This is a genomic window from Bacillus sp. FSL K6-0069 (genome assembly GCF_038007785.1).
Taxonomy (GTDB): Bacteria; Bacillota; Bacilli; order Bacillales; family Bacillaceae_G; genus Bacillus_A; species Bacillus_A mobilis.
Genome location: NZ_JBBOXN010000001.1, coordinates 1,337,610 through 1,363,135, shown reverse-complemented (window position 1 = coordinate 1,363,135; position 25,526 = coordinate 1,337,610). Strand labels below are relative to the sequence as shown.

Sequence of the window (25,526 nt, the reverse complement as noted above, 5' to 3'; positions counted from 1 at the left end):
ACATATTGTATACTACCAGAAAAATTTTCTGACTTTTCCGCTATTTCTCATTTCATTTCTTTCATTTTATAGTATGATTAATTTAATGTGAGAAGAGAGGAGGCACCCTACTGAAACCCTTTATTATTTATCTCTTTTTAAATATATTATTCATCCTTGTTACCATGCTCGTATTCCATTTATTTTGGAATCAAAAAGGGAAACGTTCTCCTAAATTAAATTCAGCTATATTTATTGCATTATGTTGCCTCGCTACCATACTATGTATTACTTTCGGAGCAAAAACAAATTATGGATTTCAATTTGATATGCGCCATATCGTATTAATTGTCGGTACATTAACAGGAGGTCCTATTGCCGGTGGATCTATATTAATTGTATTAAATATATACCGCTTCTTATTAGGAGGAATAGGTGTTTTTCCATCGCTTATCGGTTCTATCCTTCTATTTATTGTCCTACTATTTACATACAAAGTTTTCAATCGAACTTCTAATCGTATAAAAATAACACTTGCTATTATCTACAGTCTCACATACGGCTTTAGTTGGATACCATTCTTTCTTTCAAAAGTTACAAATAAGTCTGATTATATACCACATATTATTGTGTATGAGTTATGTACGATACTTGGTACAATCCTTATTTTATATTTACTACATATATTACAAACTCAAGTTCGTCTACAAAACGAACTTATGAATGCTGAAAAATTTCATTTAATTGGTGAAATGGCCGCTTCTATCTCTCATGAAATTCGCAATCCATTAACTTCAACGAAAGGGTTTTTGCAACTTTTACAATCAGATACATGCACTGAACAGGAGCGAAAATTATATATCGATATAGCCATCAACGGAATCGAACAAGCAAATCACGTTCTTACAGATTATTTAACCTTTGCAAAACCAAGTATTGAAAAAGAACAAACATTACAGTTAGAAGAAGAACTACTACACGCATTAGCGTTAATTACACCGCTTGCTAATTTAGCAAATGTGCGTACTCATTATATAAAGCAAAGCACTTCTTTTTTTATCGCGGGAGAAAAACAAAAACTAAATCAATGCTTGTTAAATATTTTAAAAAACTGCATTGAGGCCATGCCAAAAGGCGGTGATCTTTATTTCACATTAGTTCCTGATCATAAGCGTATTCAGTTATATATAAAAGATACCGGAGTTGGTATGGATCAAGAACAAGTAAAACGACTTGGATCCCCTTTCTACTCAACGAAAGAAAAAGGGACTGGTCTTGGAATGATGGTCGTATTCAGTGTTGTGCAAGCTATGAATGGAAAAATTGATATTATAAGCGAAAAAGGAACTGGTACAACCTTTTTATTAACTTTTCCGCTCATACAAAAAACGTGATGAAATAATCATCACGTTTTTTCTGTTCCTTCAACTAATTCAGCAAAGGCTTTCACTTTTCCATGTGGTTTTTGATTTTCTTTACGTGCTTTCCAAGCACGCTCTTCTTCTTTCTTTTTGTTGGACATACTTTTCAACTCCTTCTATTCTTTCTCCATGTAGTATTCCAAAATAAGAAAGAAAACTATGCACGTATCAAAAAAGAAGTGGTCTCCCACTTCCTTCTAATTATCGCTGTAAAATTGCGTGTTTCGCCTCTTTTAACTGCGTAAGATGTCTTTGTTCATGCAAATCAAGAAATTGAACCCACTGATACAAATTCAGATCATTAAAAACCGGATGCTTTAATCCATTTTCAAATAGATCTTTTTCATCTAGCACACTATGAAGTGCGTGTAATAGTTCTTGTCGTGAATGTTCTAGTAATTGAATTCCTTGCTGTTTTTTCATTAACGTTTCTGTTGGTTGCATTTGCTGAGGAGCTTCTCGTTTATGTGTGCGATCAAGTGTAAGTTGGAGGTCTTTAAATGGAGTCGTGTTTCTTTCATTTTTTTGTAAAGCATATACAAGGGCAGACGTGACGGATTGTTCAACTAAATGTAAATGATGCAAAATTTGAATAATACTCCATTTATCACGGCGCGGTTTTACATTCACTTCTGTATCATTTAACATTTCAATTTCTGATAATAGCGTGCTTCGGGTAGACTGTAACGAGTTCAACAAACTTTCTAAACTCACATCCATATTAGATTGAAGCATACTTCTTTCCCCCTTTTTGTTGGTGAAAAAAGGTGCTCCTATTAGAAACACCTTTTAGTATTCTGAATTTTCTTTTATTATCTCATCATTTTCTCGCTATGTCGATGTTAAACATGTGAAAAAAAGCGCATGTTTTTTACAATTTTGTGTCGTCAATCGCATGTAGCCACGCTTCTATTTCTGTAATGACACTTTTCACACAACCTTCAGCAAATGGTGATGTTAAATTTGCAACTTCTACTAATTCCAAGAATGATTTACTTCCACCTTGTTGGCACAGCGTTACATAATCTTCCCACGCCTCTTGTCTATTATCTCTTGCACGTTTCCAAAATTGCAGTGCACAAATTTGTGCTAATGTGTAGTCGATATAGTAGAACGGCGAGCTATAAATATGTCCTTGACGTTGCCAGAAACCACCGCGCTCTAAATAATCATTATCTTCATAATCACGATGCGGCAAATACTTTTTCTCTATATTACGCCATGCTGTCTTACGCTCTTCTGGTGATGCTTCTGGATTTTCATATACATAATGTTGATATTCATCAACAGATACACCATACGGTAAAAACAGAAGTGCTGAACTTAAGTGAGAGAAATAATATTTATCTGCATCTTCTTCAAAGAATGACTTCATCCATGGCCATGTAAAGAATTCCATACTCATAGAATGAATTTCACATGCTTCATACGTTGGCCAATTGTATTCTGGAATTTCAAACTTACGGCTTTCATATACTTGGAAAGCATGACCAGCTTCATGTGTTAATACATCAATGTCGCCAGATGTTCCGTTGAAGTTCGAGAAAATAAATGGAGCTTTATAATTCTCAATATATGTACAATATCCGCCACCAGCTTTTCCTTTTTTCGCAACTAAATCTAATAAATCATTATCTAGCATGAAATTGAAAAATTCATCCGTTTCAGCCGATAACTCTTTATACATCGTTTTCCCATGATTAACAATCCAATCCGCATCTCCTTTTGGAGTTGGATTACCAGTAGCAAACTCAAAGTTTTCGTCGTAATACGCTAACTTCTCTACACCGATACGTGCTTGTTGTCGTTTTCTTAATTCCGTTGTAACTGGAACAATATAATCAAGTACTTGCTGACGATAATTCGCCACCATTTCCGCATTATAATCTGTACGGTACATTCTTGCATATCCAAGTTCAACAAAGTTTTTGAAACCTAAAGATTTGGCAATTTTCGTTCTCACTTTAACAAGCTCGTCATAAATACGATCTAACACTTCCTCATTCTCAGCTAAAAATCCGTAATATGCTTCACTTGCTACTTTACGTTCACTTCTTTCTTTCCCTTGCATAAATGGAATAAGCTGTGATAACGTTCTTTCTTCTCCTGCAAAGTCAATTTTTGCAGATGCTAATAACTGCGTATATTGTGAAGACAATTTATTCTCTAATTGTAGATCTTTCACGACTTCATCAGAATATGTTTTCAAATCACACTCCGCTAAAGCAAATAATTGCTTTCCATAATACGCTTCTAATTCTTCACGGAATGGAGAATGTATTAACGCATGATAATACTTTGTACCATATCCTTGTACAACTGGAGAGAATTCATCAAAGAAATCTTGCTCTTCCTTATAAAAGGCATCTGTCGTATCAACAGAATGACGAATGTAACAAAGATTCCCCATTGTACCGAAGTCGTTGCGAATTTCGTTAATTGAATTGATGACTTGTTTTTGCTCTTCTACCGTTTTGGCGTTATCAAACTTCTCTAAAGCAACAGTAAACTTCTCTTTTAATTCTTCAATATTTGGCCGTTTATATTCATAGTCTTTAAATGACATGAACGAGCCTCCTCTCCATTATGTGCATCCTTACTATAATTCAATGCTTACTTACAAATCTCCTCTTATTCTTCAGCAAAATACGGCAGATCCTGTCATAATTACATATAAACAAAAAAGCCTTGGATTTCATTATCCAAAGCTCCTTTGGAACATACTATTACTTTTCATACTTTCCAATCTTTTTTAATAGATCAAGTAATTCATCCTTTTCCTCTTTCGTTAACATTTCAAAAGACTGATGTATAACTTGTTCATGCCCTGGAAAAATAGAAGCAATAAAGTTCTCTCCAGACTCAGTTAATTGTGCATAAATAACACGTCTGTCATTCGGGCACGGAATTCTCTTTACTAGTCCCTTTTTCTCTAGCTTATCTACAACATATGTAATGCTGCCACTCGCTATTAAAATACGCTCACCAATTTGCTGAAGTGGTTGACCACCTTTATGATATAGCAGTTCTAATACAGCAAATTCAGTTGGATTTAACCCGTTACTTTGTATAGATTTATTTGTAGTATCCATAACAGAACGATGTACACGAGATAATGCAATAAATACTTTTAGAGATTGAGAAATATCTTCTCGTTCATTATTTGATGTCATACAACTTTCAACCCTTCACTTAAATTCTCAGTAATAAAAAGAAAAACAGTTTAGTACTTCATGTAAATTCCGAATGAGTATTCACTCATTCATTACCTCTCCCCAAATATATTATGAATGATTCTTGAATAAAAACATGACAATTTTAACATAGTTTATATATAATGATAATAAAAAAGAAGGAGTACCAAATTTGAAAGTCAAATTCCACAGCATCGTTTTATATATATTGCTTGTTATCCTACCAACGATAGGGATTGGTGCTACATTTTATTCATATCATTCGTATAAAATGAAACAGGAAAACAAACTATCTGCTCACACGGTTCTCTTTTTATATAGAGACTATTTAGATCATCATCTTGGTGAAGCAATTTCCGCATTAGAAATGCTCTCAAAAGTCGTAGGAACCGAGACTGGAAATATAAATGGAGTAAAACAAATTGTACATGATACTGATGAAAACGATGCACGCTTTTCTGGTCTATATTACGCTACACCAGAAGGTATCATTACAGTCGCATCTGAAGGCGACCAACCACCTATTGATGTCTCAGATCGTAAATATATTCAAGACGCGTTACAGACGAAGAAAACAACTGTATCATCAGTCATTACAGATCGTGTTCTTGGGCATCAAGCTATTATAATTGCTTCTCCCATTTTCAATAAACAGAAGGAGCTATCAGGCTTATTGTTAGCAAGTTTACGCTTTGACTACATTTCAGCATCTTTAAATGCCATTAAGCCACAATACCATTTTGAAGTAACTGATAAGTATGATGTAGTTTTTCTCACCGATGATAATAACGAAACAAGTGATGCGCATTCTAATATGCTTACTACCCCACTCCAAAGATTAAATTGGAAGGTCTCTGTTTCTCCATTGCCTATCCATCAAAAAACATTATATCAGTGGGTTTCAATAGAGTGTATAGCTACTTTATTTTTAATGTCTATTTTATTTTTACTTGCTCAATATATGTTGTTAAAACGCCAAACAAAACTGGAAAGACAACAAAACGAACTACAAAAAATTGAATTGGTTGGCACTTTTGCAGCTAGTACAGCCCACGAAATCCGTAATCCACTTACCGGAATTAAAGGACTCGTCGCTCTATTAAAAGAAAAATATAAAGATGAACAAGATCAGTTCTATTTTTCCGTCATCGAACAAGAAATAGAACGGATTAATGAAATTGTAAGCGAATTTCTTATTCTTGGAAAGCCAACTGCAATCATTGAACAAACATATGATGTGAGAAACATTCTAAATGAGGTAGCATTAATTATTCAATCTGAGGCGAATCTACATAACATTATATTCAATTTACATTTGCCAGACCATCCTGTTCATATCCGTTGCTCAAAAGACCATATGAAACAAGTGGTTTTAAACATTACAAAAAATGCAATTGAAGCCATGACTTCTGGTGACACACTAACTATTTCCGTAACGAACAATGAAACACACGCACAATTGCAAATTAAAGATACTGGAAAAGGGATTCCAAAACATATTCAAAAACACCTCTTTCATCCGTTCTTTACTAATAAAGATACTGGAACAGGTCTTGGACTTGTCATATGTAAACGAATTGTAGAGATGTACAATGGGCATATTTTTATCGACAGTATAGAAAACGAAGGAACGACAGTTCATATCGAAATTCCGTTACACCTAGTATAATTATCCTTCTCCCAAAAGGGTAATTATACTTATTTCATAAAACCAGCTACAAGCATTCGCCAAAAATTACTCGATTTCCCTTCATACCCAATTTGAAAAATAGGTACCTTTATAATTGATAACCATTTTGGTGTTTGTTTTTCTTTATAGCACTGGTACTGTAAAATAAGCTTGTCCAATTCTTGACTCACTTGAATCGTCTCCATACTATTTAACCCACTCGTTAAACCTAATTGAATCATTTCTTCACGTTTCATATGAATATCACGTGAAAGCTTTTCTAATGTGTACTTCCTTTTTACAGTAAACATTCATATCCCCCTTATTATACTTCCATGCTCTCTACTTCACTTCTCCATCGGCCTTTTAACTACTTAATCATATTTGAATTTGAAGAATCAGAAAATTTAACATTTTCTCCCTGTAATTTACAAATCTTTACCCTCACTTTGAGAATTATTACAAATTATTCTATCTTTGTAAATACATTCGCAATAATAGACATTTTTTTCATCTTCTTTTTTTACAAATACCAATTAAATAGCGGATTTTCTATTTTCCATATACTTTTCTTCGACATTTTTTGTTTAATTTACATAAAAACGCAAAACATAATGATGATTGATAAAGTGAAATTTAATCATTGGGGATTTTGTTCATTCCTCACCGCTCGTAAATAGCGGGATAAAATAGAAAGGAAATATTTATATGCGCAAATATACGATTGCATTGCTTATATTTACTATGTTTTTACCATCCTTCTTATTTCCTGTTCAAGCAAAGGCTCATACAAACAAAGTTGCTATTGTCATTGATGACTTCGGCAATAATATGAAGGGGACTGATAAAATGTTATCACTTCCTATTCCACTGACTGTTGCCGTTATGCCTTTTCTCCCTTCCACAAAGGAAGATGCGATAGCGGCTCATAAGAAAGGGCACGAAGTTATTATACATATGCCAATGGAACCTATTAAAGGTAAAAAAGAATGGCTTGGACCAAAAGCAATTACAACTGATTTAAGCGACGAAGAAATAAATAACCGACTCGAACAAGCGATTCAAGAAGTACCACATGCAATTGGGATGAACAATCATATGGGATCAAAAGTGACTGCAGACGAAAGAATTGTAAGGCTTATACTTGCAGCTTGTAAAAAACACGGTTTATTTTATTTAGATAGCAAAACAAATCCTAAGAGTGTTGTCCCAAAAATCGGGAAAGAATTAGGAGTGCCTATCATTGAAAACCAATTATTTTTTGATGATGTGTATACAGCGGCGCATATTTCCAAACAAGCCCAATTGCTCATTAAAAAAATTCAAGAAAAACCAATTATGGTAGCTATCGGACACGTTGGACCTCCAGGTGAAATTACATCACGTGTTATAGAGTCTTCTATTCCTAACATTCGTGAACATGCAGATTTTATTTTCTTATCTGATTTAGCATTATCTCCGCCGCCTGTTTCAAAATAAGATTCATTACTCACACTAAAAAAGGTACCAATCTGCATATAGCAAATTGGTACCTTTCCTTTCCACCTTAAATATAATCTACATGGCTCACCCTGAATCCCTTTTTCTCTATTTTTTCGATTAATTGCTTCAATCTTTTTTCATTTAACTCATCTGCTATATTTACGATAACGCGGCGAATATATTGATCACCGTTATCTAGTGTAAATAGTCCGCCGATATTAAAAGCTTTCAACAATGTCCCAAGTTCTTTAATCGTTCCCTTACAATCTTGTGTTGCAATTGTTAATATATAACCACCCGTCCGCATACCGAATGAATCTTCAATAACATCAAATATATTGGAATGCGTTAAGATACCGACAAATTCATTATAGTCATTTAACACTGCTAAAAATGGAAGTCGACGAATAACATAAAATGCTCTAAAAAAAGAATCCTTTTCAAAAATACATGCAGAGGAATCTTCCAGCATATGTTCCGTACTTAATTTCTCTAATCCACTTTCACACTTTTTTTCTAAAAGATCTACTTTATAAATAATCCCCATGAATTTCTTTTCATCTTCTGCTAATACAGGGATTGCTCGAAATCCCGTTTCATTCATAATGTGCAAAGCCTCTTCACCTGAATCGCTTATTTTGCAAAATGTTACTTGCTGTTTTGGCAGAAAATGATATTTAACTCGCAAAATATGTTCCTCCTTACATGTCAACATGTAATCTATATATAATAAGGAGACCTATATTTTATGAGTAAAATTATTTTTAAAACGCTTTCATTTGTTTATTGGCTTGTAACGACATCACAAACATTTTATATAACAGAGCTCTTTGCACCTTTTATCATTAACAACTTTACATGGTAATTCATTAAATATTCTATACCCTCTAGCCATTTTTTCGCTTCTTCTGGAGTTTTCCCCCACACAATCATGCCATAATTATGAACAAGAACTACTCCTCCACCTTCAATAAAATTCGGTACATTATTTTCTAATAAATCAGCAAATTTTTTCTCATCTTCTACAATGGGAATTGTCATTTCTGTTATACCTTCTTTTCCAAAAACACGTTCCACGCTACGTTTATCAAATGTTACTTCCCCTTCTTCTCCATATAACTCTGATATTAAATGGCTATCTACAGTCTGCACTTGTAAAATACATTCTGCACTACTCTTTTTATAAATATCCGCATGCATAAACGATTCTACAGCTGGTTTTTCTTCATTTTCAAATACTGGCTCACACATACAATTAACAACAATAAAGTCTTCTTCTGAAAATAACCCTTTATCTCTTCCCTCAACGTTTACTAAAAAAGTTAACGGCTCTTTTGACGTACAAAGTGATAAACTAATTTTTGTACCATAAAACCAATCACGAAGTGCCAATTCAGATTTCACATCTTTTAATTCATTCCATTTCTTTAGAAAAAATAACATTTCGTCACCCCCGGCATAATATTTATATAATGTTCGAATCCTTTCTATGTAAAAGGAATATTTTTTGATTATTCTAAAAATTTAATTGAATTATCACACGAGAACGCCTTTTTGTCAATATAGTTTCACAGCTCTTCTTTAAAATGGGCCATTCATATATCTATACTCCTGTCTATTGCCTATTTCATTTTGTACATAAAAAATACGTTATTCTTATTAAATCAAAGAATAACGTATTTTCTCATCTTTTATTTCTTTATCGCGTTATATAAAAACTGTGCATATTGTTCACGTGTTACGAAATCATCACCTAAAAAGTTTCCTTTTCCATCACCTTTTGATATATTATTATCCGCTAACGCTTTCACATATCCTTCTGCCCAATGACCAGTTGGTACATCAATAAAGCTCTCTACACTCTTTTCATTTCCCTTTAACTGGAATACTTTTTGTAATACTACTGACATTTCATATCGAGTTAATATTCCTTCTGGGCGGAACTGACCATTATCGTATCCAGTCATAATTCCAGCTTGTGCAACTGCCTCAATAGCCCCCTTCATATGCATTCCCTTTCGTATCTGTGAACTTCGCTTTCTGTTCTAGATTACGCTCCAGTTTCAAGTGCTTTTGTATTAAAACTGCTACTTGACCGCGCGTAATATTGTCACCAAATCCAAATTTTCCATTTCCATAGCCTACAAATAATTTTTCTTTCGCTAAATGATTAATTGCTTTCTCTGACCAATGACCCTTTGGTACATCTTTAAACTCTATTACTTCTTCGGCTACTTTTTCATTTACAACCTTTTGAATCACAGAACCAGTGAAGAAAATGCCTGTATCCGCAAATGGGTCTTTCACTCCAAACTCATATACTTTCTCACCTGGTGTGTTCCATTTCACTACACCATTACTATACGTACCACCATCACTCTTCAAACGGATTTTTGTAGATACCTCGCCGTCTTTTTCGTATATAGGTACTTTTACTTCTTTATTTACTTCTGTATCCTCTAGAAAAACTTTTTGGTTTTGAACATTAATATAAGCTTTCTTACTTAGTTCGATTACTGGTCTAACATCGCGGATTTCATTTGCAACAAAACTTAAATATACTAACTTATTCAACTTACTGACTGGCGATAAGTCTGAAATATAATTTGCTTCTAAATCAAGTTTTTGTAAGTTTACTAAACTAGATAATGGCGTAATATCTTTTAACTCATTGTTAGGTAAATCTAGTTCTGTAAGTTGAGTCATTTTAGTAAGTGGTGTCACATCTTCTATTTGATTTTTTCCGATAAATAATTTATTTAATTGATTCATTTGATCAATACCCGATAAATCTTTAACTTTATTACGCGTTAATACTAAGTCCTTTAAAGGTAATGAATATAACGGTTTAATATCTTCGATTTGATTACCAGCTAAAGTTAAGTATGTTACATTTTTCAACGCGCTTAATGGAGCAACATTCGTAATTTTATTATTTGCTAAATTCAAGTAATCTAGTTGTTCCATTTTCGATAATGCTGTTACATCTTCTATTTGGTTTCCTGATAGATATAAACTTTTTACATTTTTCATCTCAACTAATGGTGCAACGTTTGTAATTTTATTATTACTTAAATCAAGAGATTCTAAATTATCCATCTTAACAAGTGGCGTTACATCTGAAAATTCATTACCACGCAAAGCTAAATGATTTAATTGCTTTAAGTTCGCAAAGAACGACGGATCTGTTATCTTTGCATTCGCAACTGTTAAAGATTTTAAATTTGGCATATATTTTAATGCACTATAATCAAGAATCTCATTCGTATTTAAAAACAAGTCCTTTACTTGTAATAACTCTTCTTTCGTAATTGGTGTATTTAAATCTTTTCTATTAAATACTTTTTTATTAACAAGTTCTCTTAATTTGTTATCTGTTATCATATTTTGATTATCAACTGGATTATCCGTTCCCGTATTGCCTGAATTAGAGTTATCATCTGGTTTCTCTGCTTCTTTGTCACCTACAGTTGGATCTTTTATTTCAAATTGAACTTGATATTTGTGATCGTATCCAATAGCCGGAATAAGTATATGCATTTGCATATTGTGCTTCTTCTCAAACTCGCCAATTTCAAATTGAACTACTTTCGTTCCATTTTTCCTCTTATCTTCTGACAAAACTTTCACATCATGAAATACACCTGGTTGGTTTTTATCTTCTATTCTAAGATATTGAAAATAATCGCTATCTTGTATTGTTACAGTAACAATTTTTTTCCCGTCTGCAATCGCTACTTTAGGATCTTTTATATATTGAGAAACCATAGATGGCTCGTCTTTTTGGTCCTTATATATTTTAATCTCAGTATCGTATGTACGTTCACTAGCTGCTACGACCGATTGATTTGCTTCAACTTTTAGTGCTGCTAATGCTGGAGTAGAGTATGCAGCAAATGGAATTGCTAATGTTGTCGCTACTACTAACGCCTTCATATATTTTTTTTTCAAAATAATATCCCCTATCATATATATTTTAATTGATAACACTTATCATTTACCTACAAATAAATGATAATGAATCTCATTATCATTGTCAATGAGAATATTACATTAAATTTATATTTCCAAAGAAAATAATAAAAAGGCCCTTTATTCAGAGGGCCTTTTTACTTATCGTATGAAGAATTTCACTTTTTTCTTTTTCATTAATAAAACCAATTTTTTGCAAAATATTTGCATACAATACAAGTTTATTATATATCCGTTCTGACATACTTTCCCCTTCTTTCCTTCGACCAACTTTTTTTGTATTGGTAAATTATATGAAAGAGATGAGAAAATGTGTCCACTTTTTGCATAAATCCAAATCTTTTATCCCGTTTTTTGCGGATAGTAAAACTCCCACCTCAAAATCAGGTGGGAGTTCAATTTATTTAGCAAATCGTCCATTGAATATTATGCTTTTTGACTTCCTCTTCAAAACTATAAGGCATTTTCTTATCACAAATTACATGTTGAATACGCGAAAATGCTGCTATTCGGTAATTTCCTTTTACCCCTACTTTTGTATGATCACATAAAATATATGTTTTCTCAGCTAATTTCAGCATCGCTTCTGACAGTTTCGCCTTTTCTAATTCAAAACTAGAAACCCCAAAACCAGGTAACAATCCATCAATCGACACGAATGCTTTATGAAAATGAAATTGCTGGATTACTTGCTGTGAAATAGACCCTGACACACGTGAATGCTTTGGAGATACTTTTCCACCAATAAATAAAACTTCACCGTGAAACATCTTTTTATTAATAGAAGAAATTAATTGTGTTGCTACTGGAAATGAACTTGTTACAATCGTTAAATTTTTACGGTGAACAAGATATGGCACCATTTGAAGAGGTGTACTTCCGTCATCAATCGCAATCACATCTCCATCTTCCACAAACGTTGCTGCTTTATACCCAATTCTCTTCTTCTCTTCTATATGCAGCATCTCTCGTTCTAACATTGGTGCCTCTATTCCAGCTCCCGGAAGTTGGACGGCTCCACCATACACTTTCTTCAACTTCTTTTCGCGATCCAATTCTTCTAAATAACGACGTATCGTCTCTGTCGATACAGCAAACTCTCTCGCTAACTCTGAAACTTTTACTTTCCCTTTAAACTCTACCTTCTCAAGAATAGTTCGCTTTCTTTCTTCACCTACTACAGACATAGCCTCACCCCATTGATTTCTACCTCATAAACTACCTTACTTATACAAAGTTATAACTTTCTTTTTCAGTAAAAACTTCTTCATGAATATGAATACCACGCTTTACTAGTTCATCAAAAATAATTTGTGGCTTTACAAAAGCTTCCTCAGGTGTCACAACACCAACTTTATTTACATTTCCATTTGCGATTAACTCTGTAGCAATCCCAAACGGAATACCGACGTTTCTCGTATAAGCTCTTAATTTTTCCCATCCTACAACAGATCCATCAGATAACGGGTGTGTATGATATAATACGTGCCTTTGTTTCTCATTATTTTTCATACCTATTACTTCTACATGAAGTGCATAACCATAAATTTCTGTTTCTTGTCCCTCTTTCGATTGCAATAAATACTTCGAAATACAATCCATAATACCGATTTCTTCTCCATTTATTTCAACTTGATCATTACGCAATATACCGTAATCATATAACGCACGTACGAGTTGCATATTTTGCTTTGGCCAAGTCCCTCTCGTCTCTATCAGTTTGACGCCTTTATTTTTCAGTGCTTTTGCTAACGTAATCGTTTCAGAATGCGGGATTATATACTGCGTTGCCTTACCATAGGGCGCCGGTAATTCTATTTCTCTCGGACGCGCAAACGGAGGTACTTGCTTAAACTCACCATCCTCATACACCGTACGCGATGGTAAATGTGGATCGTATTCATATGTCGTTGTTTCTGTAATTGATGCAGAAAAAGCAATCGGGCGATACGAACCGTGGCTGACACGAACTGATTCTACAGTATCTAGCTGATTTGCTGCATGCATTGCCATCATTTGCGTTACACCTGGCGTCATACCAAAACCAGGTAAACATGTTTTTCCGTTTTGAACAAATATAGAATGTGAGTCATTTTCTTCACCAAACCCATTCAAATTCACACCGTGACAACCTGCTTCTGCAATACATCGAGTTGACAAACCATTTAGCTTTATAGTCGTGCCATCCATTACAATGTCATAGCCCTTCATTTTTGCAACCGTATCCTCATGATTCGTTACATCTACTTTCACAAAATCAACGCGAGGATCGTTGAGCCATTCTACTACTTTCAGGCCCTCTTCTTCATTAAAATCAGCTACTGTAATCGTCTCAAAAGATGAAAATTGCACTAAATCTAAAATTGCTTCACGACAAATTTTACCTGCTCCACCTAAGCAAAATACTTTCAACCTATAACAACTCCTTTAGCAATACTATCAACTAAACGATTAATATCTGCCTCATGTACATCACCGATATTTCCAATGCGGAATGTATCAACTTTTGAAATTTTACCTGGATAAATAACAAATCCATCGCGCTTTAATTCATTGTATAACTGCCCAAAATCAAACCACTCTTCTGGATAAATGAAAGATGTAATAATAGGCGATTGATATTTTTCATCTACTAGTGACTTAAATCCGATTTCTCTCATTCTATTCACTAATAGTTTTTGATTGTTATAATATCGATTGTAACGCGCTTTTACTCCGCCCTCTTTTTCTAATTCAAGTAGTGCTTGATAAAAAGCATGTACAACATGTGTAGGTGACGTAAAACGCCATTTTCCATTTTGATTTTCCATCGTCTCCCACTGATCGTATAAATCTAATGATAATGAACGTGCCTGCCCTTTACATTTCAACAATTCATCTCGCTTTGCAATAACAAAGCCAAACCCAGGAACCCCTTGAATACATTTATTCGCACTACTAATTAGAAAGTCAATTTGCAACTCAGCAATATCTATTTCAATGCCACCAAAACTACTCATTGCATCAACTAGTGTTACTTTTCCATATTGCTTCCCTAATTTACATACATCTACAATTGGATTGATAATACCTGTTGTTGTTTCACAATGAACAACTGCAATATGTGTAATCTCTTTATCTTGTTGTAATATCTTTTCTACTTCTGCAATATTAGTAGGCTCCCATTCTTCCGTTTGACTAACCACCACATCTATATGTAACATCTCTGCCATTTGTACAATTCGCTTACCGTACGCACCATTTGTACAAACAAGCAATTTTCCATTTTTAGGAATAATAGAACCGATTACTGCTTCAACTGAAAACGTACCGCTTCCTTGCATGAGAACAGTCGTATATTTCTCTTCTTCCCTCGTTGCTAACGATACAAGTTTAGCTCTTACATCTTGCACCATCGTGTTATATTCAGCATCCCACGTACACCAATCGTATAACATAACTTCTTTTACCGTTTTTGTTGTCGTTAATGGTCCTGGTGTTAATAATAAGTAGTGATTTTCAGTCATGATCCTATTCCCCTTTTATGAAATAATAAGTTCTTGTTTCTCGATATGTTCCATTACGCTTTCGAGTTCCTGCATCGTTTCTATCGTAAAGTGCGCTCCATTTTCAACGAAACGATTGCGAACTACTTCTATTTTTTCACGAAGTTCTATCGAATCCATATTCTCCACTTCTTCTTCCATTAAACCAAGCTCGCTACTGCCAAGAATGACACCAACTGTCCACATTCCAGCATTTCTTCCCTCTTTCATATCCGATACCGTGTCTCCAACTTTTATCATATGATTCATTGGATATACCCCAAGTTCCATAGCATTTTTATAACACATCCACGGATATGGACGACCCGCTGGAACATCATCTGGCGTTACAAGAAGATCAGGTTTATACCCTTGTAGCGCTGCTTCTCTTGCTACAATATCCATCATTTCTCTCGTATAACCAGTCGTTGAACCAATTTTAATTCCTCTTTCACGTAAAGAAGCAATCACTTCCTTTACTCCATTAATCGGCGACGCATAGCGCGGTAAAATAGCGAAGAGAATTTCTTCAAATTCTTCATACATCTCCTGAATATCTGCTTCTGTTGGTAATTGTCCGAAAACACGATTCCACTCACTCGCAATACGAGGCATCTCTGTTAATGCCCTAACATGATCAATTTTCAATAACCCCATTGGCTTACGAGCTTCTTCTGCAGTAATTTCAACACCGCGTTTATGGAAAATCTCCATAAATACTTCCAGTGGTGCAAAACATCCATAATCAACTGTCGTACCCGCCCAATCAAAAATAATTGCTTCTATTTTCATTCAATCCATCACCCTTCTTATTTATCTTTTTTGCCATTGTGAAGTTCGGTTACGAAGTGCTTTCGTTCCCCATTCATATACAACTCTTACTACAATATTTGTAACAACAATAAGTACACTCATGGCAGCTGCTGGTGCTACATTTCCTGCATCATCCATGTTTACAATTGATACAGCAGCTAGTTTAAAATCAGCTGCATATAGGAATACGACTGCCGATACAGTTACCATTGAATTTACGAAGTAGTACATTACCATTTCTAAAATCGCCGGTAAACACATCGGTACTGTTACTCGAAAGAATGTTTTATAAAACGGAATTCCCATCGACTGTGAAACAAGTTCAAACTCTCGATCTAATTTCTTTAAAGCTGTTGTTGCCGTAACAAATGTTACAGAATAAAAATGAATAATATTGACTAGTACTAGCACAGCGATTGTTCCGTATAAAGAATGAAACGGATTCGTTACGGAAAGTCCAAAGATTTGTATGGTTGGTTGACTAAAGAAGAAGACATAGCCTAACCCAAGCACTAAACCTGGTATCGCTAAAGGGACGATAGAGAAAAAGTAACCTGCTTTTCGGAAAAATTGTAGCTGATCTATTTTCTCAATCGCATAAGCGAACATAAATGTTAAAACCGCTCCAATAACCGCTGTGATTGCTGAAACAATTACGCTGTTTTTAAACGCTTCAAGTCCATCTCCTGTTAAACTAGAAAAGTTAAAATGCTCAAATGTAAAGCTCATATTATATGGCCATACTTTCACACTTGCCGCAATACCAACTGCCACAAATAATAGAATGATCATAAGTGTTACTATGCTACAATATACGAATGAAATAACATCTCGTTTCTTATTATTTATTATTCTGTAAGGTACTGATTTGGAAGATAAGAGATTCGCCTGCTTTCTTTGTGTAATACGATCAACTGCAAATGCAAATATAGCAGGGATTAATAAAATCATTCCGACAGTTGCACCCATTGGCATATTCTGTTGCCCAATTACTTGCTTATATACATCAGTAGCAAGTACATTATATTGTCCGCCAACAATTTTTGGTGCCCCAAAATCAGTGAAACTAAGTGTAAACACAACGAACATCGCACTAATTAATCCGTACTTTACACTAGGTAAAGTAACAGTGAAAAATTGCTTTGTTTTACTCGCTCCTAACATATTAGAAGCTTCATATAAACGATAATCAGAGCCTTGAAAAGCAATTAATAATATAAGAAATGCTTGCGGAAATGTATACATGACTTCAGCCATCACAATTCCTACTGGTCCATATAAAGGGATTTGTATCCCTTCAAACAAACCAAACATTCCTTTCGTTACTAACCCTTGATTACCAAATAAATATGTCAGTGCGATACCGTGCATCATCGTTGGTGCGAATAGTGGTAACAACGCGACATATTGAAATACACGCTTCCCAAACACATTCGTACGAGCAATCGCATAGGCATAAGCGAAAGCGAGTGCCACTGCAATAATTGTTGTCGCGCCCGAAATCCATATCGTATTTTGTAATGATTGAACTAGCGTTGGTGTTGTGAAATATTTACTGAAATTCGCAACACCAATGAAAGCTCCATCTTTATCGTAAAAAGCTTGTGTAAACAATTGTAATAGAGGTAATACAAGCATGATCAAAAAAGCAAGAAGCATACCAATAATTAATAGTCTTTGTATCCACTCTTCTTTACCAATACGTCTCTTAATCTTTTTTTTCGTACTTTCTACCTTGAAATTTTCTAACATCTCCATCTATACAATGACCTTCTTTCCATATGACAACATATGATTTTCTGAGAAAGAGATTTGAATCGGCTTTCCTTTTCTAATAGCGGTTTTTTCTACTTCTGATGCCAATATATCCACTACAATTTTCTCGTTATAAAGATGTGTTTTCTCTTCTACTACTCGCACTTCCGTCCGATATACAGATCCACGAAATTCCATACTTTCCACAACCGTTTTAATACCATCATTTTGTACAATTGTTACATGTTCAGGACGAATTGCATGCTCTTCATTATTTTTCGAAAAGAAATTAATAGAACCAATAAAATCTGCCACAAACGGATTGGCTGGTCTTTGATAAATCTCCTCTGGTGTTCCAATCTGCATAATTTCCGCATGATTCATTACAACAATTTTATCAGCCATCGTTAATGCCTCTTCTTGATCATGCGTGACCATAATAGTTGTTACTCCTACTTTTTCTTGCAAATCACGCATTTCTCTACGTAACTTTTCACGTACTTTTGCATCTAAAGCAGATAACGGCTCATCCAGTAACAAAATATCCGGAGACAGAGCGAGTGCACGTGCAAGTGCCACTCGCTGCTGTTGTCCACCAGACATTTGAGCAGGATATTTATCTTTTACATTCAGTAAATCAACTAGTTCCAACGCCTCTAGCGCTTTCTCTTTTACTTCTGCTTTTCCATATTTTTTTGTCTTTAAGCCGTATTCAATATTTTCAAGTGCTGTTAAATTCGGAAATAATGCATACGATTGAAACACCATTCCGAAGTTCCTCTTTCCAGGAGGTAATGCTGTAATATCTTTTCCATTGACAGCTATACTACCTGTTGTTGCCTCTTCTAGCCCTGCTAAAATTCGAAGCAATGTCGTTTTCCCACAACCACTTGGGCCTAATAAACATACAAACTCATTTTTTTTCACAGTAAAAGAAATATCTTTTAACGCTGTAAATGCATCAAACTGTTTTTGAATGTGTTGAATTGATAAATATTCGCTCATTTTTTCTCTCTCCCACTCACTTACTTTTTCGGTTCTGCTTTTTGGCCAAACTCTTTTTCCCATTTTTCTAAAATTTTATCGCGATTTTCTGCTGCCCATTTAAAGTCATTCTTTTTGTATAACTTTTCTGTTACATCTTTAGGGAATCCATCTGGAAGTTTATAATCATTTTTAATTGTCGCAAATCCATTTTTCTCGAAGTATAACTTCATTACATCATCAGTAATTGCCCAATCTAAAAATGCTTGCGCTAATTTTTCATTTTTTGCATTATCTTTTTTAATAAGTGCGTTCGCTTCTACTTCCCATCCTAATCCTTCTTTCGGCAATACAACTTCAACTGGTGCACCTTTTTGTTTCTCTTTCAAAGCACTATAAACCATTGATACGCCCACTGGATATTCACCCGCGCCTGCTAATTTCGCTGGTTTTGATCCTGAGTGAGTATAAGTTGCCATATTATCATGAAGTTTCTTCATGTAATCCCAGCCTTTATCTTCACCCATAATTTGTAACCATGCAGAAACTGTTAAAAATCCTGTTCCAGAAGAAGCCGGATGTGGCATAACAAGCGTTCCTTTATATTCTGGTTTCGTTAAGTCTTCATATGATTCTGGCATCGGTAAATTTTTCTTCTTTAATTCTTCTTTATTTACAGCAATCCCCGTCATAAATGCCGTATTACCTACCCATTTTTCTGGTTGCTTATCATCTTTAAATTGCGTGAGAACACGATCTGCTCCTTTTGGAGAGTATCCTTTTAACATATCTTTTTTATCTAAAGCTAGTAGACTAGACGCTGCTGTTCCCCATACAACATCTGCTTGTGTATTTTTTCCTTCAGCTAGCAATTTCGCTGTAATAACTCCAGTTGAATCACGAACAATGTTCAGTTTTACATCTGGATACTTCTGTTTAAAAGAATCAAGATAAATTGGTACAAGTTCTTCTTCAATCGCTGTGTAAACAGTCAATGATCCAGATAATTTATCATCTTTCACTTTTGCCCCAGCACTTTCTTCTTTCTTTGCACCACACCCCATTAATAACGAAAATACCATTCCAGTCGCTACAGCTTTAAAGATTGTTTTTTTCACTGTCTCTCTCTCCTTTTATAAATCTTATGTACAATTCAAATATAAACAACTAGTGTAAAAGCAGTATTAAACCAACATTAATCTTTTGTTTGTTGTTTGTTTTTGTGTAATACGTTGCTACTTCTATGTTTTTTCGCATTTTTCTGCTAATAATGAACACTAAATTTACAAATAATTAAAAAAACCTTTATAATCCCACAAAAAAATGAGGCGTTTGTAAAAAACGCCTCATTTTTGTTTACCTTTTTTTGAATTACGATTTGCATACTTCGCGCTATTTTCTCCTTCATACTCTAATGCAAATTCTGCATCTGGTAAGCTTTCTTTCGGAGTTTTATTATTGTTGATTGCCGCATTTTGTTTCACTTTTCTTTTTACCAATACATTCACCTGCTCTCAAGGATTCACTTCTACTCTAGTTTGAATCAACACACAATAATTATTACTGGCAAGTGTTAACAAGTACATAAGAACTGCTAGATGGAAATACTACCTATGAAGAAAACATTATAAAAAGGAGCGATTATTATGAAGAAGAAAGATAAAATTCAGTCACCAATTTTAGATGAAACGCTCCCGCATCAAATGAATTTTCCATCCTTTAAAGGAACAGGGAAGAAGATGCAACAACCTTTCATAAATCAATATGACGTCGTAATCGGAGACAGTAAATATGATTCCGAGAATAGTCCACTTCACAATTGGAGTGATGAAGTAGATCCTGCCATTATGGCTGGAGAAGAATGGATCCATCCTACAAATGATATTGGGTGGATTTCAGAAGAAAATCAAGAGTTGCTAAAAAAAGAAGTAACTAATAAGAAGGATGCTTTTATGCATCCGCAATTTGGCATTAACGACTAAAAAACCATTCTACCTAACGTAGGTAGAATGGTTTCATATTATCCAATAATAATTCTCTCTTTCGGGTATTTGTAGCGAGGTGGCTGTTCTCTTCCACCACTAGCTAGTATAAATGTTAAAATACCGACACGCCCGATAAACATAAGTACAATGAGTACAAGTTTACCAACCGTTGTTAAATCTGGCGTAATACCTGTCGATAGGCCTGTCGTCCCGAAAGCCGAACACACTTCAACAATTAAACTCATAAGCGGTACGTTTTCCGTAATAGATAAAATAAATAGCGCTGTGGCACATAATAAAATCCCCATCGTCATAACGACAGATGCTTTCAGCACGTCCTCTTCATGTAGCTGACGTTTAAAGACTCTAACCGTTCTTCCGCCTCTTGCAAAAGTGTATAACGATAATATGCTAACAGCAAATGTTGTTGTACGTATTCCGCCCCCAACCGAACTTGGAGATGCTCCTATAAACATTAATATACTCATAAATAAAAGCGTCGGTTGTGACAATTCAAGTATATCCATTGTAGCAAGTCCACCACTTCGCGTCGTCACAGATTGGAATAATGTATAGAAAACTGTTTCATGCCATGACTTTCCTGCTAAAAAATGATTTCGTTCTAGTAAAAAAATCATGATTGTTCCAACGACAACGAGCGCAAAAAATGTTGTTGTCGTCAATTTTGTAAATAATGAAAAGCGAAATAGTTGCTGTTTCCTTTTACTAAGGAATTGTTTCACTTCCATTAATACAGGGAAACCAATCGCTCCTAAAATAATAAGCAACATATGAATCATTTGAACAATGTAATCTTTTTTATATGGAATTAGTGATTGTCCTGTCAAATCAAATCCGCCGTTCGTAGTTGCACTAACAGCCGCAAAGAAACCGTGAAAATAAGCTTCTTGCCAAGTTGGAAAGTAAAGTAAGAATCTTGTACCTAATAATATTGCTCCAATAAGTTCTATCGAAATAATTACAATTAAAATCGAACGCATCAATTCTACAAGTCCTGATAAATTCCCTTGATTATGGTCTGCCATAATGAGCCTTCTTCTCTGCAAACCAATCTTTTTCCCTGTTATAATCCAAACGAACGTACCAAGTGCCATAATTCCTAAGCCGCCTAATTGTAAAATAAGGGCTAACATAATAATTCCCGCCGTAGTAAATGTATCTGAAATCGTAACAACAGACAATCCCGTAACACTTACCGCACTAACAGATGTAAAGAGGGCATCAATAAATGTCCATTTCACACCAGCCTTCGTAACAAACGGGAAACTAAGCAATATCACCGATACAACTACTGCTAATAAATAAAACAAAACAATGAGTTGTACAGGACGTAATTTTTGTAAAAACTTTTTTATATCTCTCATTCCATCACTTCGCTACCTTTTTTCTATCGATTAAATAAAGAAAAATCTTCACTTTCTTTATTTGTAAATAACTGCTCAAATAATTTGGCAAATACCATTCCATACACAGTTCCATTACCTCCATACGGTAATGCATAAAACAAATTATGTATCTTTTTGTCTTCTTTTAAAATAGGGAGACCATCATGACTACCACCGAATGCTGCCGCCCAATAGTAGTCTGCTTGTATATTCTTATACTGCGGGAACATCTCTTTTACAATGTTAATAAGGAGATCACGCTTATGCAATAATTTCGTATCACCGATTGTTTGAATTTGCATCGCTTCATCTAATCCACCTACAATAATACGGTTTTCATACGTTCGAAAATATAAGTAAGGCCGTGCTGTTTCCCAAATTAATGATCGTTCGTGCCAACCTTCAAACGAATCTACCTTATTTGTCACAACTGCATATGATGTTTCCACTGTTGTATTTTTTTCTTTCTTTCCGAAAAGTGCTTCATAACCCGTCGCCATAATAATATTCTTTGCTACAACTTTATTTCCTGTTTTCGTATAACAAATTAAATCATTTTGGCGTTTTTTTATATGTACAGCCTCTGTATGCTCAAGTATAGTAGCACCCATTTGATTTGCTTTATGCAAAAGGCTATGCGCCAATAAATACGGGTTCACCTCAGCATCACCATGCGAATATAACGCTGCTTGTTTTGTGAATGAATACTTCTTCATCATATGTGAATCGGTAAAATATTCAACCGGGAATCCATAATGGCGTAACGTATTATATTCTTCTTGTAAAAACGATACGTCCTCATTGCTACTTGCATAATACAAACTACTTCGCGGAATAAACTGGGGATCAATATCGAGAGTCGGTACAACTTGCTCCATTGTCCGTAACGCTTCGTAACAAAGCTTATATGCTCGTACCCCTTTTTTTTCACCAAATGTATGGATCAGTGAGGTTAACGATTTATCATGAAGAAATTGGAGTAAACCTGTATTAGCAGCTGTGCTACCGCATGCGATTGCTCTTTTTTCAATGAGCGTAACACGCATTCCAATTTTCGCTAACGAATACGCTATATGAGCACCTGCTTCTCCGCTTCCGACTATAAGCACATCACATATCATATCATTTTCTAACGATGGATAACAAGGTATAGAAACTCCTGTATTCCAAAACAACTTACCAGTCATAAGTTTCATAATTATACTCCTAAAATATAAATTTCTCCTTTCTATGTTTTGTTATTTCCCATAAAAAAATCCAACTAACATACGCTAGTTGGATTTTTTTATTTTTAATTAGAACGCTCCTCCAGCCAATTTCCAACCGTCGGATATGTTTGTTTTACCGCTGTTCCACCGTAAACGATCGACATATGTCCCGTTGGTAAACATACGTATTGTTTATCTGTACTAGAAATATGATCTAGCAACGCTTCTACTTGGCATGGCAGTGCGATATGATCACGTTTCGCAGAAATATTTAAGACATTCGCCTTAATATTTGCAAGGTCTACCTTTTGTCCGCGAATAACGAGTTCACCTTTCACTAATTTATTATTTTGATAAAAATCGCGAATCCATTGTCTATATGATTCACCTGGGAATGGGATACCGTCACCAACCCACTTTTGAACTAATTTCCAGCTTTCGACGAAGCGCTCATTTTCTGAACGATCGAGTAAAGCGACATATGGACCTACAAAGTTTGTGATTGGTTTTAACATCTTATTTCCGAAATCAATCATTTCTGGCGGAATATTTCCGAATGTATCAACCGCTTTATCTAAATTGAAATATTTCTCATCTAATAAAGGACCGTATAATCCTGTTTCAGAGAAATCAAAAGGACTTGTCATAAAGATTAAGTTGCGAATTGGCATGTGTGGATGAAGTGCTGCATAAATAGAAGTTAGCGTTCCACCCATGCAATAACCAAGTAAAGAAATCTCGTCCGATTTCGCAGTTCGCATTACTTTTTTCACTGCTTTTGCAATATAGTCGAACACGAAATCATCAAATTTCAAATGACTATCTTCTAAACCAAATGTGCCCCAATCAAGCATATACACATCAAAACCACGATCTACTAAATATTCCACTAAACTATTTCCTGGAGTTAAATCCATAATATACGGTTTATTAATAAGTGCGTATATTAATAGGATTGGAACTCTCTGTGTTTTTTCTTGTTTTGGAATGTAACGATACAGCTTCGTTTTATTCTTCGTCCAAATAACTTCTTTCGGTGTTAAACCAACTTGTGGTTCTGGTTCGCGTAATAAAACTTCGCTCGCTCTTTTCACACGGCGATATGCTTTACGATATTCTTCTGGGTACAACTCCAATTGCTTTTCCCATTCCGTTACGAATGTAGTCATTTTTCTATCTCCTTTTTGGTCGATTTCTTTCTAAAAAAAAGAAGTGCATTCCTGCTATGGATATGCACTTTTTTCTTACTTCATTACATGTATAATCCACCGTTAATGTTTAATTGCTGACCTGTGATATACGCACCGTCACGGCATAGGTATACTACACCTTTTGCAATTTCATCAGCTTGACCAAAACGTTTTTTCGGGATTTTCGCAACGATTTTTTGACGTACTTCTTCTGGTACTTCTGCTACCATTTCAGTATCAATAAATCCTGGGCAAATTGCGTTTACAGTTACATTTGTTTTTGCAAGTTCTAACGCTAATGATTTTGTAAATCCTAACATACCTGCTTTTGCTGCAGAGTAGTTTGTTTGTCCAAATCCACCAGCTTGACCAATAATAGAAGAAATACTAATGATTCTTCCTTCTTCAGCTTCCGTTATGTATGGAAGTACAGCACTTGTCGTATTAAATACGCTGCTTAAGTTCACGTCAATTACGCGCTCCCAATCTTCACGATTTAACTTTTTGAATGTACGATCTCTTGTAATACCAGCATTATTAACAAGAATATCAACTTTACCAAAATGATTCACAGTTTCTTCTACAAGTCGGTTTGCATCTTCTACTTTCGAAACATCCGCTTGAACTGCATAAACGTCATGTCCTTCTTTTCCTAATTCATTTACTAAGTTTTCAGCTGCTTCTTTACTGCTGTTATAGTTAATAACTACTTTTGCTCCCTCTTGTGCTAATGCTACTGTAATTGCTTTTCCAATTCCTTTTGCCCCACCTGTTACGATTGCTACTTTGCCATTTAATTGAACCATTTCTTTTCCCCCTTAAATGAATTTGTGAACGATTGTTATGAATCATTTTGGTACTCATATGAATAGAGTCCATATATTAATTATGTTTCGATGTTTATACATGAAAAAGAGATTCTCCCTTCCCTTTTACAAGTTATA

23 protein-coding genes and 1 pseudogene are annotated in these 25,526 nt (G+C 34.8%); 4 read left to right on the top strand and 20 right to left on the bottom strand.

The features are described from left to right. Window positions 1-164: 164 nt before the first annotated feature. Window positions 165-1,373 (top strand): sporulation sensor histidine kinase KinB, encoded by a 1,209-nt coding sequence (kinB, locus tag MHB74_RS07005; protein WP_061678872.1) that lies wholly within the window; start codon window positions 165-167, stop codon window positions 1,371-1,373. An 11-nt stretch (window positions 1,374-1,384) separates the two neighbouring features. On the opposite strand, the gene MHB74_RS07000 is transcribed toward kinB, so the two are convergent. The 4 genes from MHB74_RS07000 to MHB74_RS06985 form a co-directional block, all read right to left on the bottom strand. After that, window positions 1,385-1,501: a DUF6254 family protein gene (locus tag MHB74_RS07000; RefSeq protein ID WP_000066280.1), complete on the bottom strand. Its 117-nt coding sequence runs from the start codon at window positions 1,499-1,501 to the stop codon at window positions 1,385-1,387. Window positions 1,502-1,601: 100 nt separating this feature from the next. Beyond that, window positions 1,602-2,135 carry a DinB family protein gene (locus MHB74_RS06995; protein ID WP_061678871.1) on the bottom strand — a complete coding sequence of 178 codons (534 nt, stop codon included), beginning with the start codon at window positions 2,133-2,135 and terminating at the stop codon, window positions 1,602-1,604. A gap of 136 nt (window positions 2,136-2,271) precedes the next feature. Further along, window positions 2,272-3,966 (bottom strand): M3 family oligoendopeptidase, encoded by a 1,695-nt coding sequence (locus tag MHB74_RS06990; protein ID WP_061678870.1) that lies wholly within the window; start codon window positions 3,964-3,966, stop codon window positions 2,272-2,274. Between the two features lie 160 nt (window positions 3,967-4,126). Further along, a complete protein-coding gene (locus MHB74_RS06985; RefSeq protein ID WP_000203340.1) occupies window positions 4,127-4,573 on the bottom strand; it encodes a MarR family winged helix-turn-helix transcriptional regulator in 447 nt (148 codons plus the stop codon). A gap of 193 nt (window positions 4,574-4,766) precedes the next feature. Here MHB74_RS06985 and MHB74_RS06980 point away from each other — a divergent pair, with 193 nt between their 5' ends. Then, window positions 4,767-6,263, top strand: coding sequence for a DUF3149 domain-containing protein (locus MHB74_RS06980; protein WP_061678869.1), 1,497 nt, complete (start codon window positions 4,767-4,769; stop codon window positions 6,261-6,263). Between the two features lie 29 nt (window positions 6,264-6,292). Here MHB74_RS06980 and MHB74_RS06975 read toward each other — a convergent pair whose 3' ends face one another. Then, the gene (locus MHB74_RS06975) at window positions 6,293-6,574 is read right to left on the bottom strand and encodes an aspartyl-phosphate phosphatase Spo0E family protein (protein ID WP_000495532.1); all 282 of its coding nucleotides are present in this window, start codon (window positions 6,572-6,574) and stop codon (window positions 6,293-6,295) included. Between the two features lie 397 nt (window positions 6,575-6,971). Between MHB74_RS06975 and MHB74_RS06970 the strand changes: the two genes are divergently transcribed. Further along, on the top strand, window positions 6,972-7,742 hold the full coding sequence (locus MHB74_RS06970) for a divergent polysaccharide deacetylase family protein (RefSeq protein WP_061678868.1): 771 nt from the start codon (window positions 6,972-6,974) through the stop codon (window positions 7,740-7,742). A gap of 67 nt (window positions 7,743-7,809) precedes the next feature. Here MHB74_RS06970 and cbpA read toward each other — a convergent pair whose 3' ends face one another. From cbpA to MHB74_RS06915, 11 genes and pseudogenes are all read right to left on the bottom strand, one after another. After that, on the bottom strand, window positions 7,810-8,433 hold the full coding sequence (gene cbpA / locus MHB74_RS06965) for a cyclic di-AMP binding protein CbpA (RefSeq protein WP_061678867.1): 624 nt from the start codon (window positions 8,431-8,433) through the stop codon (window positions 7,810-7,812). Window positions 8,434-8,558: 125 nt separating this feature from the next. Continuing rightward, window positions 8,559-9,188: a class II aldolase/adducin family protein gene (locus MHB74_RS06960; protein ID WP_061678866.1), complete on the bottom strand. Its 630-nt coding sequence runs from the start codon at window positions 9,186-9,188 to the stop codon at window positions 8,559-8,561. 248 nt (window positions 9,189-9,436) lie between these two features. Next, a pseudogene (locus MHB74_RS06955) lies at window positions 9,437-11,696 on the bottom strand (NEAT domain-containing leucine-rich repeat protein). 425 nt (window positions 11,697-12,121) lie between these two features. Beyond that, complete coding sequence (locus tag MHB74_RS06950; protein ID WP_000117658.1) at window positions 12,122-12,904, bottom strand: DeoR/GlpR family DNA-binding transcription regulator; 783 nt, start codon at window positions 12,902-12,904, stop codon at window positions 12,122-12,124. A gap of 40 nt (window positions 12,905-12,944) precedes the next feature. Beyond that, the gene (locus MHB74_RS06945) at window positions 12,945-14,129 is read right to left on the bottom strand and encodes a saccharopine dehydrogenase family protein (RefSeq protein WP_061678864.1); all 1,185 of its coding nucleotides are present in this window, start codon (window positions 14,127-14,129) and stop codon (window positions 12,945-12,947) included. Continuing rightward, a complete protein-coding gene (gene phnW, locus MHB74_RS06940) occupies window positions 14,126-15,223 on the bottom strand; it encodes a 2-aminoethylphosphonate--pyruvate transaminase (RefSeq protein WP_061678863.1) in 1,098 nt (365 codons plus the stop codon). The genes MHB74_RS06945 and phnW overlap by 4 nt, the downstream gene beginning before the upstream one ends. Before the next feature lie 15 nt (window positions 15,224-15,238). Then, entirely contained in the window at window positions 15,239-16,033 is a 795-nt protein-coding gene (phnX, locus tag MHB74_RS06935) for a phosphonoacetaldehyde hydrolase (RefSeq protein ID WP_061678862.1), read from the bottom strand. A 21-nt stretch (window positions 16,034-16,054) separates the two neighbouring features. After that, window positions 16,055-17,812, bottom strand: coding sequence for a putative 2-aminoethylphosphonate ABC transporter permease subunit (locus MHB74_RS06930; protein WP_061678861.1), 1,758 nt, complete (start codon window positions 17,810-17,812; stop codon window positions 16,055-16,057). Further along, a complete protein-coding gene (locus tag MHB74_RS06925) occupies window positions 17,813-18,814 on the bottom strand; it encodes a putative 2-aminoethylphosphonate ABC transporter ATP-binding protein (protein ID WP_061678860.1) in 1,002 nt (333 codons plus the stop codon). It abuts the gene before it with no gap. 20 nt (window positions 18,815-18,834) lie between these two features. Then, window positions 18,835-19,911, bottom strand: coding sequence for a putative 2-aminoethylphosphonate ABC transporter substrate-binding protein (locus MHB74_RS06920; protein WP_061678859.1), 1,077 nt, complete (start codon window positions 19,909-19,911; stop codon window positions 18,835-18,837). Window positions 19,912-20,139: 228 nt separating this feature from the next. Beyond that, window positions 20,140-20,292: a hypothetical protein gene (locus MHB74_RS06915; RefSeq protein ID WP_000240799.1), complete on the bottom strand. Its 153-nt coding sequence runs from the start codon at window positions 20,290-20,292 to the stop codon at window positions 20,140-20,142. A 147-nt stretch (window positions 20,293-20,439) separates the two neighbouring features. On the opposite strand from MHB74_RS06915, the gene MHB74_RS06910 reads away from it, so the two are divergent. Continuing rightward, complete coding sequence (locus MHB74_RS06910; RefSeq protein ID WP_061678858.1) at window positions 20,440-20,775, top strand: DUF3905 domain-containing protein; 336 nt, start codon at window positions 20,440-20,442, stop codon at window positions 20,773-20,775. Window positions 20,776-20,813: 38 nt separating this feature from the next. Here the strand turns inward: MHB74_RS06910 and MHB74_RS06905 are convergent, their stop codons facing one another. The 4 genes from MHB74_RS06905 to MHB74_RS06890 form a co-directional block, all read right to left on the bottom strand. Further along, window positions 20,814-22,163, bottom strand: coding sequence for a TrkH family potassium uptake protein (locus tag MHB74_RS06905; protein ID WP_061678857.1), 1,350 nt, complete (start codon window positions 22,161-22,163; stop codon window positions 20,814-20,816). A 23-nt stretch (window positions 22,164-22,186) separates the two neighbouring features. Then, on the bottom strand, window positions 22,187-23,380 hold the full coding sequence (locus MHB74_RS06900; RefSeq protein ID WP_061678856.1) for an NAD(P)/FAD-dependent oxidoreductase: 1,194 nt from the start codon (window positions 23,378-23,380) through the stop codon (window positions 22,187-22,189). A 95-nt stretch (window positions 23,381-23,475) separates the two neighbouring features. Then, window positions 23,476-24,561 carry a class III poly(R)-hydroxyalkanoic acid synthase subunit PhaC gene (phaC, locus tag MHB74_RS06895; RefSeq protein WP_000206842.1) on the bottom strand — a complete coding sequence of 362 codons (1,086 nt, stop codon included), beginning with the start codon at window positions 24,559-24,561 and terminating at the stop codon, window positions 23,476-23,478. Window positions 24,562-24,644: 83 nt separating this feature from the next. Continuing rightward, a complete protein-coding gene (locus tag MHB74_RS06890) occupies window positions 24,645-25,388 on the bottom strand; it encodes an acetoacetyl-CoA reductase (protein WP_000250414.1) in 744 nt (247 codons plus the stop codon). Window positions 25,389-25,526: the final 138 nt, after the last annotated feature.

What these genes read in the sequence shown, in the direction of transcription:
- MHB74_RS06970 (WP_061678868.1), top strand. Translation starts at nt 6,972, where the DNA reads ATGCGCAAATATACGATTGCATTGCTTATATTTACTATGTTTTTACCA.
- MHB74_RS06930 (WP_061678861.1), bottom strand. Translation starts at nt 17,812, where the DNA reads ATGGAGATGTTAGAAAATTTCAAGGTAGAAAGTACGAAAAAAAAGATT.
- MHB74_RS06960 (WP_061678866.1), bottom strand. Translation starts at nt 9,188, where the DNA reads ATGTTATTTTTTCTAAAGAAATGGAATGAATTAAAAGATGTGAAATCT.
- phnW (WP_061678863.1), bottom strand. Translation starts at nt 15,223, where the DNA reads ATGACTGAAAATCACTACTTATTATTAACACCAGGACCATTAACGACA.
- phnX (WP_061678862.1), bottom strand. Translation starts at nt 16,033, where the DNA reads ATGAAAATAGAAGCAATTATTTTTGATTGGGCGGGTACGACAGTTGAT.
- MHB74_RS06890 (WP_000250414.1), bottom strand. Translation starts at nt 25,388, where the DNA reads ATGGTTCAATTAAATGGCAAAGTAGCAATCGTAACAGGTGGGGCAAAA.
- MHB74_RS07000 (WP_000066280.1), bottom strand. Translation starts at nt 1,501, where the DNA reads ATGTCCAACAAAAAGAAAGAAGAAGAGCGTGCTTGGAAAGCACGTAAA.
- MHB74_RS06900 (WP_061678856.1), bottom strand. Translation starts at nt 23,380, where the DNA reads ATGAAACTTATGACTGGTAAGTTGTTTTGGAATACAGGAGTTTCTATA.
- MHB74_RS06950 (WP_000117658.1), bottom strand. Translation starts at nt 12,904, where the DNA reads ATGTCTGTAGTAGGTGAAGAAAGAAAGCGAACTATTCTTGAGAAGGTA.
- phaC (WP_000206842.1), bottom strand. Translation starts at nt 24,561, where the DNA reads ATGACTACATTCGTAACGGAATGGGAAAAGCAATTGGAGTTGTACCCA.
- MHB74_RS06985 (WP_000203340.1), bottom strand. Translation starts at nt 4,573, where the DNA reads ATGACATCAAATAATGAACGAGAAGATATTTCTCAATCTCTAAAAGTA.
- MHB74_RS06910 (WP_061678858.1), top strand. Translation starts at nt 20,440, where the DNA reads ATGAAGAAGAAAGATAAAATTCAGTCACCAATTTTAGATGAAACGCTC.
- kinB (WP_061678872.1), top strand. Translation starts at nt 165, where the DNA reads ATGCTCGTATTCCATTTATTTTGGAATCAAAAAGGGAAACGTTCTCCT.
- MHB74_RS06975 (WP_000495532.1), bottom strand. Translation starts at nt 6,574, where the DNA reads ATGTTTACTGTAAAAAGGAAGTACACATTAGAAAAGCTTTCACGTGAT.
- MHB74_RS06990 (WP_061678870.1), bottom strand. Translation starts at nt 3,966, where the DNA reads ATGTCATTTAAAGACTATGAATATAAACGGCCAAATATTGAAGAATTA.
- MHB74_RS06925 (WP_061678860.1), bottom strand. Translation starts at nt 18,814, where the DNA reads ATGAGCGAATATTTATCAATTCAACACATTCAAAAACAGTTTGATGCA.
- MHB74_RS06905 (WP_061678857.1), bottom strand. Translation starts at nt 22,163, where the DNA reads ATGAGAGATATAAAAAAGTTTTTACAAAAATTACGTCCTGTACAACTC.
- MHB74_RS06995 (WP_061678871.1), bottom strand. Translation starts at nt 2,135, where the DNA reads ATGCTTCAATCTAATATGGATGTGAGTTTAGAAAGTTTGTTGAACTCG.